Below are 14,616 nucleotides of genomic sequence, written 5' to 3'. Positions count from 1 at the left end.
CAACAAGACGGAGTTTTCCGCATGAACCTCAAACGCAAGTTGCTTCTCGCCACACTTCCGCTAGCGCTCGGCCTGTCGTCCTTCGTGCAGGCCGAGACGACCCTGAAGATTGCCGAAATCCACCCTGCCGGCTACCCGACCGTGGTCGCCATGGAGAGCCTCGGCAAGAAGCTGGAAGCGGCCACCAACGGTGAAATCAAATACCGCATGTTCGCCGGCGGTGTGCTGGGTTCCGAGAAGGAAGTGATCGAACAGACCCAGATCGGCGCCGTGCAGCTGACCCGCGTCAGCCTCGGCTCGGTCGGCCCGGTGGTGCCTGCCACCAACGTGTTCAACATGCCGTTCGTGTTCCGCGATGTCGACCATATGCGCAAGGTGGTCGACGGCGAGATCGGCCAGGAAATCCTCGACGCCATCACCGACTCGGATTTCAACATGGTCGGCCTGGCCTGGATGGAAGCCGGCAGCCGCAGCCTGTATACCAAGAAGCCGGTGCGCAAGATCGAAGACCTCAAGGGCATGAAGATCCGCGTGATCGGCAACCCGTTGTTCATCGATACGCTCAACGCCATGGGTGCCAACGGCATCGCCATGGACACCGGTGAAATCTTCAGCGCCCTGCAGAGCGGCGTGATCGACGGCGCCGAGAACAACTCGCCGACCCTGCTCGAACACAACCACTTCCGCGCGGCCAAGTACTACACCCAGACCCATCACCTGATCCTCCCCGAGCCGCTGCTGATGTCCAAGACCACCTGGAACAAGCTGACGGCAGACCAGCAGGCACTGGTCAAGAAGCTGGCCAAAGAAGCCCAACTGGAAGAGCGCGACCTGTGGGTTGCCAAGGAAAAGGCCAGCGACGAGAAGCTCAAGGCTGAAGGCGTCGAGTTCATCGAAGTCGACACCAAGCCCTTCTACGACGCTACCGCCCCGGTACGTGAGAAGTACGGCGCGCAGTTCGCTGACCTGATCAAGCGCATCGAAGCCGTTCAGTAATCCACGCGCAAGCGCGCGGCGCGGGCCCATCGCCTGCGCCGCGCAACCGGTGAAGTCTCATGAAAAACCTGGTTCTGGGCGTCAATGACGTCATCTACCGCGCCTGTATCGCGACCGCCGGCCTGGCGATCGTGATCATGGCCCTGATCATCCCCTGGGGCGTGTTCAGCCGCTATGCACTCGGCCAGGGCCTGGGCTGGCCCGAACCCATCGCCATCCTGCTGATGGTGCTATTCACCTTCATCGGCGCCGCCGCCAGCTATCGCGCGGGGGCGCACATGGCCGTGCAGGTGCTGAGTGACCGCCTGCCCGAAGTGGCTCAGCCCTTTCTCACCCTGTTCGTACGCCTGGCAATGGGCGCCATCAGCCTGTTCATGCTGATCTGGGGCTACAAGCTGTGCGTCGCCACCTGGAACCAGTACCTCAGCACGCTGACCTGGATGCGCGTCGGCATCAGCTACGCACCGATTCCGCTGGGCGGCCTGATCACCCTGCTGTTCGTCATCGAACAACTGCTGTATGGCGATCAGCACAAGCGCCGCGTCGTCGATTACGAGAACTGCGAAGATTCCAAGGAGTCCGTGTAATGGATGCCGCCATTCTGCTGGGCAGCTTCATTGCCCTGATCCTGCTGCGCGTTCCGGTCGCCTACGCCCTCGGTCTGGCGACCCTGATCGGCGCCTGGTGGATCGAGATTCCCCTGCACGCCGTGATGATTCAGATCTCCGGTGGCGTGAACAAATTCTCCCTGCTGGCCATTCCGTTCTTCGTCCTGGCCGGCGCGATCATGGCCGAAGGCGGCATGGCGCGGCGCCTGGTGGCGTTCGCCGGGGTGCTGGTGGGCTTCGTCCGTGGTGGCCTGTCGCTGGTCAACATCACCGCCTCGACCTTCTTCGGCGCCATCTCCGGCTCCTCCTTGGCCGATACCGCCTCGGTCGGCTCGGTGCTGATCCCGGAAATGGAAAGGAAAGGCTATCCGCGCGAGTTTTCCACCGCTGTCACCGTCTCCGGCTCGGTGCAGGCGCTGCTGACCCCGCCCAGCCACAACTCGGTGATCTACTCGCTGGCAGCTGGCGGCACCGTGTCCATCGCCGCGCTGTTCGTCGCCGGTATCGGTCCGGGCCTGCTGCTCAGCTTCACCATGGCCACGCTGTGCCTGTGGTTCGCCAAGAAGCGCAACTACCCCAAGGGGGAAGTGATTCCGCTGCGCCAGGCGCTGAAGATCTGTGTCGAGGCACTATGGGGCCTGATGACCATGGTGATCATCCTCGGCGGCATCCTCAGCGGCGTGTTCACCGCCACCGAGTCGGCTGCAGTCGCGGTGGTCTGGGCATTCTTCGTGACCATGTTCATCTACCGCGACTACAAGTGGCGTGAACTGCCGAAAATGCTGCACCGCACCGTGCGCACGCTGTCGATCGTGATGATCCTGATCGCCTTCGCCGCCAGCTTCGGCTACATCATGACCCTGATGCAGATTCCATCGAAGATCACCACCGCGTTCCTGACCTTCTCGGACAACCGCTACGTGATCCTGATGTGCGTGAACTTCATGTTACTGGTGCTGGGCACGCTGATGGACATGGCGCCGCTGATCCTGATCCTGACCCCGATCCTGCTGCCGGTGGTGACCTCGTTCGGCGTCGACCCGGTGCACTTCGGCATGATCATGCTGGTCAACCTGGGGATTGGCCTGATCACGCCACCGGTAGGTGCGGTACTCTTCGTCGGCGCCGCCATCGGCAAAGTCAGCATCGAGAGTACGGTCAAGGCCCTGCTACCGTTCTACATCGCGCTGTTCGCCGTACTGATGGCTGTTACCTACATCCCTGCCATCTCACTGTGGCTGCCGAGCGTCGTGCTCTGACAGCAACCGGGCCTTGAACGATGACGCCGCCCAATCGGGCGGCGTTTTGCTTGAGGGCCTGACTTACAGACCATGACAACAGGATTTCGTCATGCAAGGTTCCGCACCGTTTCCGCGTCACATCGCTGCCCTGATCCTCGCGACACTGGCGTGCTCGTTCGCAGCCAACCATATCGCTGCGCGGATCGCCTTCGACCACGACACCGGCCTGCTACTGGCCATGCTCGCACGTGCCGGCGTGACCCTGATCGCGCTGGCGGCCTTGGTGCTGTGGCGACGTGAGTCGCTGAAACTGAGTCGCGCCACCTGGGGCTGGCAAGTTCTGCTGGGCCTGCTGATCGCCATTCAAAGCTTCTGCATCTACTCGGCCGTGGCACGTATTCCGGTGGCGCTGGCGCTACTGGTGGTCAACCTCTCGCCCATCCTGCTGGCATTGCTCACCTGGGCGCTTGGCGGTGCGAAACCAACCCGACAGGCACTGGCCATCATGGGCGTGATCCTCTTCGGTCTGGTGCTGGTGCTCGATGTCCCCGGCCGCCTGAGCAGCGCCGATGTGCCAGACAGCGAGTGGAGCGCCGGCATTCTGTTCAGCCTGACGGCGGCCGCCGTTTTCGCCGTGGCGCTATGGATCACAGAGAATCGCCTGTCGAACGTCGCCGGCTCGGTACGCAGCATGCTGACCCTGGCGGTGGTATTCAGCACTTCGACCCTGCTAGGCGCCAGCGGCCTGATTCCGGGAGGCCTGAGCCTGCCCAGCGCCAGCCCTGGCTGGATCGCACTGGCCTGCCTGGTACTGCTTTATGGCGCGGCCTTTTCCACCCTGTTCATCTGTATGCCGCGCCTGAACATCGCACGCAATGCGCCGGTGATGAACATGGAGCCGGTCGCCGGCATGATTCTGGGCTGGCTGATTCTGGGGCAGGTACTGGGTGGCCTGCAGGTGATCGGCGGCTTGATCGTGGTCGGCGGCATTGTCGCCCTGGCCTACCGCCGCTAGAGAGCGCCATGCGTGCTGATTTGTGCTCAGCGCTGAAACGCATTCGGCGGCCCAGGGCCGCCGAGTGTGTGAATGGAAGTTCAGCCGTGCAGCGCTTCGGCCTCGGCCGCTTCGTGTGCCTGGCGCAGGCGCTCGCGGCTGTTGGTCAGGTGCAAGCGCATGGCCGCGCGCGCGGCCTCGGCGTCCTGACGCGCGATGGCTTCGAAGATCTGCTCGTGCTCACGTTCCAGACGTGCCATGTAATGGGTCTGATCGTCACGCGCCAGGCTGGCGGAATTGACCCGGGTACGTGGAATGATGCTGGTGCCCAGATGGCTGAGGATGTCGGTGAAATAGCGGTTACCCGTGGCCTCGGCGATACGCAGGTGGAATTGGAAGTCCGAGGACACCGCATCGCTGGCATGTGCAGCGTGTTCGTTGATGGCGTCCAGCGCCTCGCGAATGGCCTGCAGTTGCGCGTCACTGCGACGCTGAGCGGCCATGCCGGCGGACTCCACCTCGAGACTGATACGCAGCTCGAGAATGGCCAGCACATCGCGCAGGGTGACGATGGTCGCCGGGTCGATGCGAAAACCGCTGGCACTGGGCGTATCCAGCACGAAAGTACCGATGCCGTGACGGGTTTCCACCAGGCCAGCCGCCTGCAAACGCGACAGGGCCTCGCGCACCACTGTACGGCTGACGCCTTGCTCTTCCATGATCGCCGACTCGGTCGGCAGCTTCTCACCACGCTTGATCAGCCCATCGCGAATGCGCTGCGACAGGTCTGCCACCAGCTCCTGAGCCAGGCTGCGGTGCTTGCGACGAGCACGAGGTTGAGCGTTTTGCATTTCCATATTGGACGAGCTCTCGACTGAAGACGTAAGGCTTTGCCGTAATGATAGCCCAGCAGTTGTACGATGACACTATGAATTCCCGACACTGACTGCCTCAGGAACGCCAAATGACAACGCCTCTGCTGACCCTGCGCGACAGCCTGACACAACTGACCCTCGCCCCGGAACTGGGCGCTAGTCTGGTCAACTGGGTGCGCCTGAGCGATGGTCTGCCGCTACTTCGCCATAGCGACGAGCAGGCGCTGGCCGCCGCCAATCCTCGGCGTCTGGCCTGCTATCCATTGCTGCCCTGGTCCAATCGCATCGGCGGCGGCGGCTTCGCCATACCGGATGGCTGGCAGGCACTGAACGCCAACACCGGGCATGAAGCGCTGCCGATACATGGCAGCGCGTGGCAACAACCCTGGCAGACAGTCAATGCGACATCCGACAGCGCCACCCTGCAACTGGAGAGCCAAACGCCTTTTGCCTATCGCGCCAGACTCGAGGTGCACCTGATCGACGGTCGCCTGCGCCTCGAATTGCAAGCCACTCACCTGGGTAAGCAGCCCAACTGGTATGGACTCGGATTCCACCCCTATCTGCCGCGCACTGCACAAACGCATATCCAGGCACAGGCCGCAGGCGTCTGGTTGTGCGACGAGAGCAAACTTTCCAGCCAGTGGATCGACCTTCCGCAAACCTGGAATTTCGAAGAGCCCGCCTTGTTGCCGCAACAACTTGTCGACAATGCCTTTACCCAATGGCCCGGCAAGGTTCGCATCATTCAACCGGACGCGGGTTATCAACTTGTCTGCGAGGCGGAAGGCAGCGATGTATTTCTTTTGTTCTGCCCCGAGGCGCAGAACTTCTTCTGCTTCGAGCCCGTCACTCACCCGGTCAACGCCCACCATCTGGCGGGGCGGCCCGGGCTTCACCTGCTGGCAAGCGAGCAAAGTTGCCAGATGAACTTCAGCCTGCAATATCAGGCATTGGCCACCTGATCACTGGACATTCGAAGGGCGATGGCGATAATGAGCACTCGTTGCCCCATGCAACTTTTCTCGGAAAAAAGTTACTGATACACAAGTAACTGAAGAGAAAGGGGAAAGATGCAAAGCATGACACTTTGCAAAGTTTTCTCCCGGCCAACCCAGGCCAAAAAGCCCTAGATCGACTCCCGACATCGTATCGAAACTTGGCGTTTCGAATGCTCTGTGGGCCGATCACAACCGACAGGTAAACACGTGACGAAAGACGAACTGCGCGCCGAACTCGAGCGCCAGGCGCAGCGTTACAAGGATGTATACGGCGGAGAAGTCATCACCTACGCCGCTCAACCGGACCCGGATCGCAAACCCTGGCGCAAAAGACCCAGCCTGCTCGATCAGGCTTTCGACAAAGAAATCGAGAAGATCGAAAAAGAACGCCAGGACAAGAAAGAAGCGGCCAGCGAATACGACTGACTCCGCCCGAGAGCAGCTTGCAGCCGCGTGAAGCGCGGCTGCAAGCTGGCTTCAGCGTTTCTTCCCGCCCAAGAGCGACCCCATCAGCCCCCGCACCAGTTGCCGGCCGATTTGATTGGCCGCCTGTCGCAAGGCGCTTTTCATCGCACCGCCAAGCAACTCGCCCGCCATCTGTCCCAGCCCTTGATCCTGCGCTGCCGCCTTGGTCTTGGTACTCGCTGGCGCCAGCACCTCGGCGGATGCCTGCGCGGCTCGCGCGGTAAGCAGCTCGTAGGCCGACTCACGATCGTTGGGCTTGTCGTAACGGCCCGCGAGCGGCGATTGACGCACCAGTGCCGCTCGCTCGGCTTCGCTTAGCGGGCCGATGCGTGATTGCGGCGGCGCGATGGCCACGCGCTGAACCATGGCCGGCGTGCCCTTCTCCTCCAGCGTACCGACCAACGCCTCGCCAATCCCCAACTCGGTGAGCACACTGAGCGTGCTGAACGCCGGGTTCGGACGAAAACCGTCGGCCACCGCACGCAGGGCCTTCTGCTCCTTGGCGGTGAAGGCGCGCAAGCCGTGCTGGATGCGCAGACCCAGTTGGGCCAGCACATCGTCCGGCAGATCGCTGGGCGATTGGGTGACGAAATACACCCCTACGCCCTTGGAACGAATCAGCCGCACTACCTGCTCCAGGCGCTCCTGCAAGGCCTTCGGCGTACCCTGAAAGAGCAGATGCGCCTCGTCGAAGAACAGCGCCAGCACCGGTTTGTCCGCGTCACCGCGCTCCGGTAGTTGTTCGAACAGTTCGGCCAACAGCCACAGCAGGAAGGTGGCATAGACCTTGGGCGCTTCATGAACCAGACGAGAGGCATCGAGCAAGTGCACACGGCCGCGGCCGTCGCGGTCCGGGTGCAGCAGGTCTTCGAGTTGCAACGCCGGCTCGCCGAACAGCGCCTCGGCGCCTTGCTGCTCCAGCCCGGCCAGACGACGCAACAGTGCCTGCGCGGAGGCACTGGTGAACAGCGCGCTGTCCGCGCCCAGCACCTGTGGATTGTCCTTGAGGTAGCCAAGCAGCGCTTTCAGGTCCTTCAGATCGAGCAGCAGCAGCCCCTCGCGGTCAGCCACCTTGAACGCCGCATAGAGCGCCGCTTGCTGGCTGTCGGTCAGCTCGAGCAGTGCGCCAAGCAGCAGCGGCCCCATCTCGCTGAGGGTGGTGCGCAAGGGGTGACCGCTCTGCCCGCGCACGTCCCACAGGGTCACCGGATAGGCCTGCGGCTGATGGTTCAGCCAAGGCATGCTGGCAATGCGCTCGGCGACCTTGCCTTGCGGTGCGCCGGCAGCGCCAAGACCACACAGGTCACCTTTGACATCGGCAGCGAATACCGCCACGCCAGCGTCGCTGAACGTCTCGATCAGACGCTGCAGAGTGACCGTTTTACCGGTACCGGTAGCACCTGCGATCAGACCATGACGATTGGCCAGACGCAGCGGCTGGCCAACCGGCATCCCCTGGCTGTCGGCCCCCATGATGAACTGTGAAGTTGCAGGCATCTTGCCATCCTCTGAGTTAGCGCTTTACTGCAGATATGCCGACACGGAAGTCAGACCGGCGAACGATCTTCGCTTGGTCTGGCAGGCTTCCGCAATCCGGCAGATGCCGGTTGGCGGAAACAATCAGCCGTCAACCGGAGGCACGACCATGGCCAACTCCCTGCGTTTTAGCCACAAGATCCTGCTCGCCGCCTCACTGGTGGTGATTGCGGCCTTCTCGCTGTTCACCCTCTATAACGACTACCTGCAGCGCAATGCGATACATGACGATCTGCAGAATTACCTGCGCGAAATGGGCGATGTCACCGCCAACAACATCCAGAACTGGCTGGATGGGCGCATTCTGCTGGTCGAAACCGTCGCCCAGTCCTTCGCCGGCGACAGCAGCACTGATCATGTGATCAAGCTGCTCGAACAGAAGGCGCTGGCCAACACCTTCGCCTTCATCTATCTGGGTACCGCCCAGGGCGCCTTCACCATGCGCCCGGACGAGAAGATGCCCGATGGCTACGATCCAAGAGCCCGGCCCTGGTACAAGGACGCCCAAGCGGCCGGCGGCACGACCCTGACCGAGCCCTATATCGATGCAGCCACCAACGTACCGATCATGACCATCGCCACCCCCGTGCCTGCGGTCGGTGTGGTCGGTGGCGACCTCAACCTGCAGACCCTGGTGACCATCATCAATTCGCTGGATTTCGACGGCATGGGCTATGCCTTTCTGGTCAGCAGCGACGGCAAGATTCTGGTTCACCCGGACAAGAACCTGGTGATGAAGAACCTTAGCGATCTCTACCCGCAGAACACACCACCGATCAGCAGCACGTTCAGCGAAGTGGAGCAGGATGGCCAGACCCGCATCCTGACCTTCACCCCGATCAAGGGCCTGCCCTCGGTACAGTGGTACGTCGGCTTGTCGGTCGACAAGACCCAGGCCTACAGCATGCTGAGCGAGTTCCGCACCTCAGCCATCGTCGCCATGGTCATCGCCGTGGTGCTGATCATCGCCCTGCTCGGCCTGCTAATCCGCGTGCTGATGCAGCCACTGACCACCATGGGCACCGCCATGGAGGACATCGCCCAGGGCGAAGGTGACCTGACAAAGCGCCTGGCGATTCAGTCCAACGACGAATTCGGCGCCCTCGCCAGTTCCTTCAACCGCTTCGTCGAGCGAATCCACAGCTCCATCCGAGAAGTGTCATCCGCCACCGTTCAGGTCAACGAAGTGGCCAAGCTGGTGGTCAACGCCTCCAACTCGTCGATGGCCAACTCCGACGAGCAGGCCAGCCGCACCAACAGCGTGGCGGCGGCGATCAACCAGCTCGGCGCCGCCGCCCAGGAAATCGCCCGCAACGCCGCCGACGCCTCGAATCAGGCCTCGGATGCACGCCATCAAGCAGAGGACGGTGGCAAGGTGGTGCAACAGGCGATCCGCTCGATGAGCGAACTCTCGGACAAGATCAGCGACGCCTGCGCCAAGATCGAAATGCTCAACAGCAAGACCTCAGACATCGGCCAGATTCTCGAAGTGATCAAGAGCATTTCCCAGCAGACCAACCTGCTCGCACTCAACGCCGCCATCGAAGCCGCGCGCGCCGGTGAAGCCGGTCGTGGTTTCGCCGTGGTCGCCGACGAAGTGCGCAATCTGGCGCACCGTACCCAGGAATCGGCGCAGGAAATCGAGAAGATGATCGAGGAGCTGCAAGTCGGCTCGCGCGAGTCGGTTACCACCATGACCGAGAGCCAGCGCTACAGCGAAGACAGCGTGAAAATCGCCAATCAGGCCGGTGAGCGCCTGGGCACCGTGACAGCCCGTATCGGCGACATCGACGGTATGAACCAGTCGGTGGCCACAGCTACCGAAGAGCAGACCTCGGTGATCGAGTCGTTGAACATGGACATCATCGAGATCAACACCCTCAATCAGGAGGGCGTGGAGAACCTGCAGTCCACCCTGCGCGCTTGCGGCGACCTGGAGCAACAGGCGGTGCGCCTCAAGCACCTGGTCGACAGCTTCCGCATCTGAGCCGAGCAACATGAAACAGGGCGCCTGCATGGCGCCCTGTGTTCTTCACTCATTGTCGGACTTCGGCTCTTGCGGCTGTTGCAGCTGTCGCCACAGCTCGGCAGCCTCGGGAAAATCGGTGCCATCCTCGTCCGTCAGCGCCTCAGGGTCATAGCGCCGCACACAACCTTCGCCCAGAGTCGGCGGCGCCTTGGAAGTGGCCTTGTCCAGCGGATCGCTCATTGCCCCACCCTCAACCGATGCTCAGCTCACCCTGCTCGTGCTGAGCGAATTCCTTCACCGCACGAAGCACGTCATGCCGGCTGATCTGCCCGACCAGACGACCATTCTCGATCACCGGCATGCGCCGACGCCGGCCACGCAGGAAACGCTCGGACAGCTCGATGATGTCCGCTTCCGGGCTGACCGTCTCGACCGCTGTCGTCATGTAGGTGCTGACGTTGCCACCGATAGCCTCGTAATAGGCACCAGAGAGAATGCCGCGCAGGCAGTCCCCCTCGGACAACAGACCAATCAGGTGGCCCTGCGAATCGACCACCGGAGCTCCGGAAATACGGTGCTCCAGCAATCGATTGATGGCGGTGAACAGGTCGGTATCCGATCTGAAGGTCACCAGATGGCGAGTCATGTAGTCACGCACCTTGATGGACTTGAGCATGGGCGTTCTCCTCGGACATGCATCGGGCCAGCCCACGCCGCAAGATCAGTCGAATACCACCGTCTTGTTGTCGTGTACCAGCACTCGGTCTTCCAAGTGATAGCGTAGCCCACGAGACAGAACCATCTTCTCCACGTCCTTGCCCAGACGCACCATTTCTTCGATGTCGTCGCGGTGAGTCACCCGCACCACGTCCTGCTCGATGATCGGGCCGGCGTCCAGTTCCTCGGTCACGTAGTGCGAGGTGGCACCGATCAGCTTCACGCCGCGCAACGAAGCCTGGTGATAGGGCTTGGCGCCGACGAACGACGGCAGGAAGCTGTGGTGAATGTTGATCACGCGCTGGGCAAACTCGGCGCACAGCGCAGGTGGCAGGATCTGCATGTAGCGCGCCAGGACGATGACATCGGCTGCGTGCTCCTTGACCAGGCGCTCCACCTCGGCGAAGGCCGGGGCCTTGTCCTTGGGGTCAACCGGCACATGGAAGTAAGGAATGCCATGCCACTCGACCATGCTGCGCAGATCGTCGTGGTTGGCGATCACGCAGGGAATCTCGCAATCGAGTTCATTGCTGTGCCAACGATGCAGCAGATCGGCCAGGCAATGCGACTCACGGCTCGCCATCAACACCACACGCTTCTTCTGCGCCGAATCGGTGACACGCCAGTCCATGGAGAACTCACGGGCAATGGGCGAGAAGGCCTGCTTGAAACCGTCGAGGTCGAACGGCAGCGAGTCCGCACGAATTTCATGGCGCATGAAGAACCAGCCACTCTGTGTATCGGAGTGGTGACTGGCTTCGGTAATCCAGCCGTTATAGGTGGCGAGGAAATTACTGACTTTGGCAACGATGCCGACGCGGTCAGGGCAGGAAATGACCAATCTGAACGTACGCATGACTAAAACCCCAATGCCAATGGCGGCGCAAAAGTCGGGCATTCTAACGATATGCCGGAAAAACTGCAGCAACGGCGCAACGTTGAAGCACTCGGCCGTGCCGAGAGAAAGTGCACTACTAAAGCGCATTGAATTTACCAACGAGTTGCAACAGTCAATTTAATTTGGGCGCGTGCGACACAAGGCGTTGCACGGTCGTGCAGTCATTTCAATATTCGCTGTTTACTTGTTATAAGTGCGTGACTATTATTGGCTCACTGTCCACCGCATTGATTTATTCACGCCAAGGTAATGCCCATGTCGCTGATCAACGAATACCGCGCTACAGAAGAAGCCATCAAGGAACTGCAAGAGCGTCTGAAAAACCTGTCGCAAGACGACAAGCTGAAGAAAGAACTGGAGTTCGAAGGCAAACTGCGCACTCTGATGGGCGAATATCAGAAGTCGCTGCGCGACATCATCGCCCTGCTCGACCCTGAAGCCAAAAGCACCAAAGGCGTACGCGCCAGCAAGCCGACCACTACCAAGCGTGCGCGCAAGGTCAAGCAGTACAAGAACCCGCACAGCGGCGAAGTGATCGAAACCAAAGGCGGCAACCACAAGACTCTGAAAGAGTGGAAAGCCAAGTGGGGCGCCGACGTCGTCGAAGGTTGGGCCACGCTGCTGGGCTAACATCTGAGCGACACCCAAAACGCCAGCCATGCTGGCGTTTTTTATTGCGCGTTTTTCAGCATCGTCCGAGAACAGTTTTGGGCAATCCCTTGCCTCGCGCCTGACCACACTCAATTAGCCTGACTACCGCCTTACTGACAGCAAACCAAAAAGTTCCCGCCCGCTGCACTTTTCTTACAAAACTTCGACCACGGCGTTGCGATAGAGCCATCACCGCAGTGTTTTCTCGTCTAATTACACAGCCGCTGAACTCGCAGCCAGACGCGATTGCACTTGTTCCGCATACGCCTGCCACTGCTGAAGAAGTTGCAATTGGTCCGGGTTGCAGTCAACGCGCAACTGCTCCAGCGCAGCATGAAATTGCGCCAGCGTATTGGGCGCCCCGTACTCCGGGTCGGCCAGTCGCCGGCAACAGAAGTCCGTCCAGCGTTGACGCTCGGTCACTGAAAGACTCTCCGGGAAATTGCGAGCCCGATAGCGAAACAGCAACTCTGGCAATCGCGCATCGTCGAACGGCCATTTATCGCCGGCCAATGCCTGAGGCTGGGCACGACGCACCTGCTCACACAACCGACGATCTCGATCACCAATAAAACCATCGTAAAGCTGCTGTTCGGGATCATTACTTCCAGCGAAAGCCTCTTCAGCGTATATGGCCGCCAGTTTGTCCTGCCATAGCGGTTGTTCGTTCGTCAGCGTCTCGACATGGCGCTCGCAGTTCGACCAGTCCAGCTGCAGGCGCTGCCGATCGGCCTCGCGCAGTACCGAAAGCGGCGCCACCACCGGACAGCGATTGATATGCAGCAGTTTCAGCGGCACCGGCGCCTCACCCTCGGCCAGTTCCTCACGGCGGGTGTAAAGACGGCTGCGCAGGGTATCGGCGTCCAGGTTCAGCAGCGGCGATGGGTCGGCCTGCAGGTCGCAGACGATCAGCGCGTTGCGATTGCGCGGATGCCAGGCCAGCGGTAACACGGGCGCCAGGTAATGGCGCGCAGCCGAGAAACGTCCGGAGATATGCAAGACCGGTTGAAGCAGGCGAATCTGGTCCATGACGCGCTGCTTGCTACGCAGTTGATAGAGAAAGTCGTAAAGCCGTGGCTGCCGGTCACGCAGCAGACGCGCCAGGCCAATGGTGGCGCGCACATCGGAGAGCGCGTCATGCGCCTGGCCATGATCGATACCGTTGGCCTGGGTCAGCCGCTCCAGCTTGAGCGACACCCGCCCCTGCTCCTCGGGCCACTCGATGCCTTCGGGGCGCAACGCATAGGCCGTGCGCACCAGATCGATCAAGTCCCAGCGGCTGTTGCCGCCCTGCCACTCGCGCGCATAGGGGTCGAAGAAGTTGCGATAGAGGCTGTAACGCGTCACCTCGTCATCGAAGCGCAAGCTGTTGTAACCGGCGCCACAGGTACCCGGTGCCGAGAGCGCGGCGTGCACCCGCGTCATGAACTCGCCCTCATCGAGCCCCTGCTGTTGCAGGCGTTGCGGGTCGATACCGGTCACCAGACAGGCCGCAGGGTGCGGCAGAATATCGTCGCTGGGTCGGCAGTAGATGTTCAGCGGTTCGCCGATTTCGTTCAGCGCCTCATCGGTACGGATACCTGCCACCTGCAGCGGACGGTCACAACGCGGATTGATACCGGTGGTCTCGTAGTCGTACCAGAAGATGCTGGAAGTCATGGGCGGCTCCGTACCTGATGCAAGTTTTTCGGCAGTCTATCATCCACCTCCCGACTCGCCGCCGCGCGCAAAAGCATGAACCAGCGCACAGTCGCCATACTGCCAGGTGCCCCGCGCTTGTCGGGCGAGCGCCGTAACCACTAGCATTGACACCCCTCCCACTCAATGTACAAGGATGCAACCATGAGTGACGCGATCACCCCCAATCCCTACGCCGCACCCACCAGCGACCTGCAACCGACCTCGCACAACCAGACGCCAAGCATCGAAGAAGCCCTGGCACGCGGTTATGACTTCAGCATCGGCGAACTGCTGAGCGAGTCCTGGAGCAAAGTCAAAGGCACCAAGGGCATCATCATCGGCGGTTTTCTGGTGTTCTACGTGGTACTGCTGGCAGCGACCTTCATCCTCGGTGGTGTGGTCGGCATCTTTACCGCTCTGAGCCAGAACATGGTGCTGATGGTCGTCGGCGAAATCATGATTTCGCTGCTGGCGTCGGCGCTGGCCTACCCCTTCATGGCTGGCATCAACATGGTCGGCATCCGCCGCGCCGCCGACCAGCCGCTGAACTTCAACGAAATCTTCAGCCACTTCGGTCGCACCGTGCCGCTGATCATCACTGCGGTGGTGATGATGCTGCTGATCTACCTCGGCATGATCCTGCTGCTGATCCCCGGTATCTACCTGGGCGTCGCCTACCTGCTGGCCATTCCGCTGGTGGTCGAACGCGGCCTGTCGCCCTGGCAGGCGCTGGAAGCCTCGCGCAAAGCCATCACCCAGCACTGGTTCAAGGTCTTCGGTCTGTTCATCGTGCTCGGCTTGATCATCGTAGTCAGCGCCATCCCCCTGGGTATCGGCATGGTGTGGAGCATTCCGCTGATGGTCGTGGCCATGGGCGTGCTGTATCGCACCATTTTCGGCGTACTGCCTGCCGCCCAATAAGTCGACGAGACTCGGGTCAGTTCGCTGGCCCGGTTGCGTTCGTGGCCCGCTGCTCGCTAGCATC

15 protein-coding genes are annotated in these 14,616 nt (G+C 61.2%); 9 read left to right on the top strand and 6 right to left on the bottom strand.

The window, feature by feature from the left end; genetic code table 11:
* Positions 1 to 21 precede the first annotated feature (21 nt).
* From PCLY_RS02420 to PCLY_RS02405, 4 genes are all read left to right on the top strand, one after another.
* The gene (locus PCLY_RS02420; RefSeq protein WP_061237652.1) at positions 22 to 996 is read left to right on the top strand and encodes a TRAP transporter substrate-binding protein; all 975 of its coding nucleotides are present in this window, start codon (positions 22 to 24) and stop codon (positions 994 to 996) included.
* A 59-nt stretch (positions 997 to 1,055) separates the two neighbouring features.
* Positions 1,056 to 1,583: a TRAP transporter small permease gene (locus PCLY_RS02415; protein ID WP_061237651.1), complete on the top strand. Its 528-nt coding sequence runs from the start codon at positions 1,056 to 1,058 to the stop codon at positions 1,581 to 1,583.
* The gene (locus tag PCLY_RS02410) at positions 1,583 to 2,863 is read left to right on the top strand and encodes a TRAP transporter large permease (RefSeq protein WP_061237650.1); all 1,281 of its coding nucleotides are present in this window, start codon (positions 1,583 to 1,585) and stop codon (positions 2,861 to 2,863) included. The genes PCLY_RS02415 and PCLY_RS02410 overlap by 1 nt, the downstream gene beginning before the upstream one ends.
* Before the next feature lie 91 nt (positions 2,864 to 2,954).
* Positions 2,955 to 3,860 carry an EamA family transporter gene (locus PCLY_RS02405; protein ID WP_061237649.1) on the top strand — a complete coding sequence of 302 codons (906 nt, stop codon included), beginning with the start codon at positions 2,955 to 2,957 and terminating at the stop codon, positions 3,858 to 3,860.
* Positions 3,861 to 3,940: 80 nt separating this feature from the next.
* Here the strand turns inward: PCLY_RS02405 and PCLY_RS02400 are convergent, their stop codons facing one another.
* Positions 3,941 to 4,696, bottom strand: a complete 756-nt coding sequence (locus PCLY_RS02400) for a FadR/GntR family transcriptional regulator (RefSeq protein WP_061237648.1) — start codon at positions 4,694 to 4,696, stop codon at positions 3,941 to 3,943.
* Positions 4,697 to 4,803: 107 nt separating this feature from the next.
* Here PCLY_RS02400 and PCLY_RS02395 point away from each other — a divergent pair, with 107 nt between their 5' ends.
* Together PCLY_RS02395 and PCLY_RS02390 are read left to right on the top strand one after the other, a co-directional pair.
* Complete coding sequence (locus PCLY_RS02395; RefSeq protein ID WP_061237647.1) at positions 4,804 to 5,679, top strand: aldose 1-epimerase; 876 nt, start codon at positions 4,804 to 4,806, stop codon at positions 5,677 to 5,679.
* Positions 5,680 to 5,922: 243 nt separating this feature from the next.
* Positions 5,923 to 6,141, top strand: coding sequence for a hypothetical protein (locus tag PCLY_RS02390; protein WP_061237646.1), 219 nt, complete (start codon positions 5,923 to 5,925; stop codon positions 6,139 to 6,141).
* Positions 6,142 to 6,192: 51 nt separating this feature from the next.
* On the opposite strand, the gene PCLY_RS02385 is transcribed toward PCLY_RS02390, so the two are convergent.
* Positions 6,193 to 7,677 (bottom strand): helicase HerA-like domain-containing protein, encoded by a 1,485-nt coding sequence (locus PCLY_RS02385; protein WP_061237645.1) that lies wholly within the window; start codon positions 7,675 to 7,677, stop codon positions 6,193 to 6,195.
* A gap of 148 nt (positions 7,678 to 7,825) precedes the next feature.
* Between PCLY_RS02385 and PCLY_RS02380 the strand changes: the two genes are divergently transcribed.
* The gene (locus PCLY_RS02380; protein WP_061237644.1) at positions 7,826 to 9,703 is read left to right on the top strand and encodes a methyl-accepting chemotaxis protein; all 1,878 of its coding nucleotides are present in this window, start codon (positions 7,826 to 7,828) and stop codon (positions 9,701 to 9,703) included.
* Positions 9,704 to 9,748: 45 nt separating this feature from the next.
* On the opposite strand, the gene PCLY_RS24985 is transcribed toward PCLY_RS02380, so the two are convergent.
* From PCLY_RS24985 to purU, 3 genes are read right to left on the bottom strand one after another with little or no spacing between them, the layout of a single operon-like run.
* A complete protein-coding gene (locus tag PCLY_RS24985) occupies positions 9,749 to 9,925 on the bottom strand; it encodes a hypothetical protein (protein WP_197432128.1) in 177 nt (58 codons plus the stop codon).
* 10 nt (positions 9,926 to 9,935) lie between these two features.
* The gene (locus PCLY_RS02375) at positions 9,936 to 10,361 is read right to left on the bottom strand and encodes a CBS domain-containing protein (protein ID WP_061237643.1); all 426 of its coding nucleotides are present in this window, start codon (positions 10,359 to 10,361) and stop codon (positions 9,936 to 9,938) included.
* A gap of 45 nt (positions 10,362 to 10,406) precedes the next feature.
* Positions 10,407 to 11,258 carry a formyltetrahydrofolate deformylase gene (gene purU, locus PCLY_RS02370; protein WP_061237642.1) on the bottom strand — a complete coding sequence of 284 codons (852 nt, stop codon included), beginning with the start codon at positions 11,256 to 11,258 and terminating at the stop codon, positions 10,407 to 10,409.
* Positions 11,259 to 11,555: 297 nt separating this feature from the next.
* On the opposite strand from purU, the gene mvaT reads away from it, so the two are divergent.
* Positions 11,556 to 11,930, top strand: a complete 375-nt coding sequence (gene mvaT / locus PCLY_RS02365; protein ID WP_061237641.1) for a histone-like nucleoid-structuring protein MvaT — start codon at positions 11,556 to 11,558, stop codon at positions 11,928 to 11,930.
* Positions 11,931 to 12,164: 234 nt separating this feature from the next.
* On the opposite strand, the gene sbcB is transcribed toward mvaT, so the two are convergent.
* A complete protein-coding gene (gene sbcB / locus PCLY_RS02360) occupies positions 12,165 to 13,610 on the bottom strand; it encodes an exodeoxyribonuclease I (protein ID WP_061237640.1) in 1,446 nt (481 codons plus the stop codon).
* 183 nt (positions 13,611 to 13,793) lie between these two features.
* Between sbcB and PCLY_RS02355 the strand changes: the two genes are divergently transcribed.
* The gene (locus PCLY_RS02355; protein WP_061237639.1) at positions 13,794 to 14,552 is read left to right on the top strand and encodes a DUF975 family protein; all 759 of its coding nucleotides are present in this window, start codon (positions 13,794 to 13,796) and stop codon (positions 14,550 to 14,552) included.
* Positions 14,553 to 14,616: the final 64 nt, after the last annotated feature.

The sequence above is a fragment of the Ectopseudomonas composti genome (genome assembly GCF_001567565.1).
GTDB classification, from domain to species: Bacteria; Pseudomonadota; Gammaproteobacteria; order Pseudomonadales; family Pseudomonadaceae; genus Aquipseudomonas; species Aquipseudomonas composti_A.
This window is presented reverse-complemented; position numbering and strand designations above follow the sequence as displayed.

Coding starts and splice junctions, on each gene's coding strand:
- sbcB (WP_061237640.1), bottom strand. CDS start 13,610: ATGACTTCCAGCATCTTCTGGTACGACTACGAGACCACCGGTATCAAT.
- PCLY_RS02410 (WP_061237650.1), top strand. CDS start 1,583: ATGGATGCCGCCATTCTGCTGGGCAGCTTCATTGCCCTGATCCTGCTG.
- PCLY_RS02400 (WP_061237648.1), bottom strand. CDS start 4,696: ATGGAAATGCAAAACGCTCAACCTCGTGCTCGTCGCAAGCACCGCAGC.
- PCLY_RS02405 (WP_061237649.1), top strand. CDS start 2,955: ATGCAAGGTTCCGCACCGTTTCCGCGTCACATCGCTGCCCTGATCCTC.
- PCLY_RS02395 (WP_061237647.1), top strand. CDS start 4,804: ATGACAACGCCTCTGCTGACCCTGCGCGACAGCCTGACACAACTGACC.
- purU (WP_061237642.1), bottom strand. CDS start 11,258: ATGCGTACGTTCAGATTGGTCATTTCCTGCCCTGACCGCGTCGGCATC.
- PCLY_RS02415 (WP_061237651.1), top strand. CDS start 1,056: ATGAAAAACCTGGTTCTGGGCGTCAATGACGTCATCTACCGCGCCTGT.
- PCLY_RS02380 (WP_061237644.1), top strand. CDS start 7,826: ATGGCCAACTCCCTGCGTTTTAGCCACAAGATCCTGCTCGCCGCCTCA.
- PCLY_RS24985 (WP_197432128.1), bottom strand. CDS start 9,925: ATGAGCGATCCGCTGGACAAGGCCACTTCCAAGGCGCCGCCGACTCTG.
- PCLY_RS02355 (WP_061237639.1), top strand. CDS start 13,794: ATGAGTGACGCGATCACCCCCAATCCCTACGCCGCACCCACCAGCGAC.
- mvaT (WP_061237641.1), top strand. CDS start 11,556: ATGTCGCTGATCAACGAATACCGCGCTACAGAAGAAGCCATCAAGGAA.
- PCLY_RS02385 (WP_061237645.1), bottom strand. CDS start 7,677: ATGCCTGCAACTTCACAGTTCATCATGGGGGCCGACAGCCAGGGGATG.
- PCLY_RS02420 (WP_061237652.1), top strand. CDS start 22: ATGAACCTCAAACGCAAGTTGCTTCTCGCCACACTTCCGCTAGCGCTC.
- PCLY_RS02375 (WP_061237643.1), bottom strand. CDS start 10,361: ATGCTCAAGTCCATCAAGGTGCGTGACTACATGACTCGCCATCTGGTG.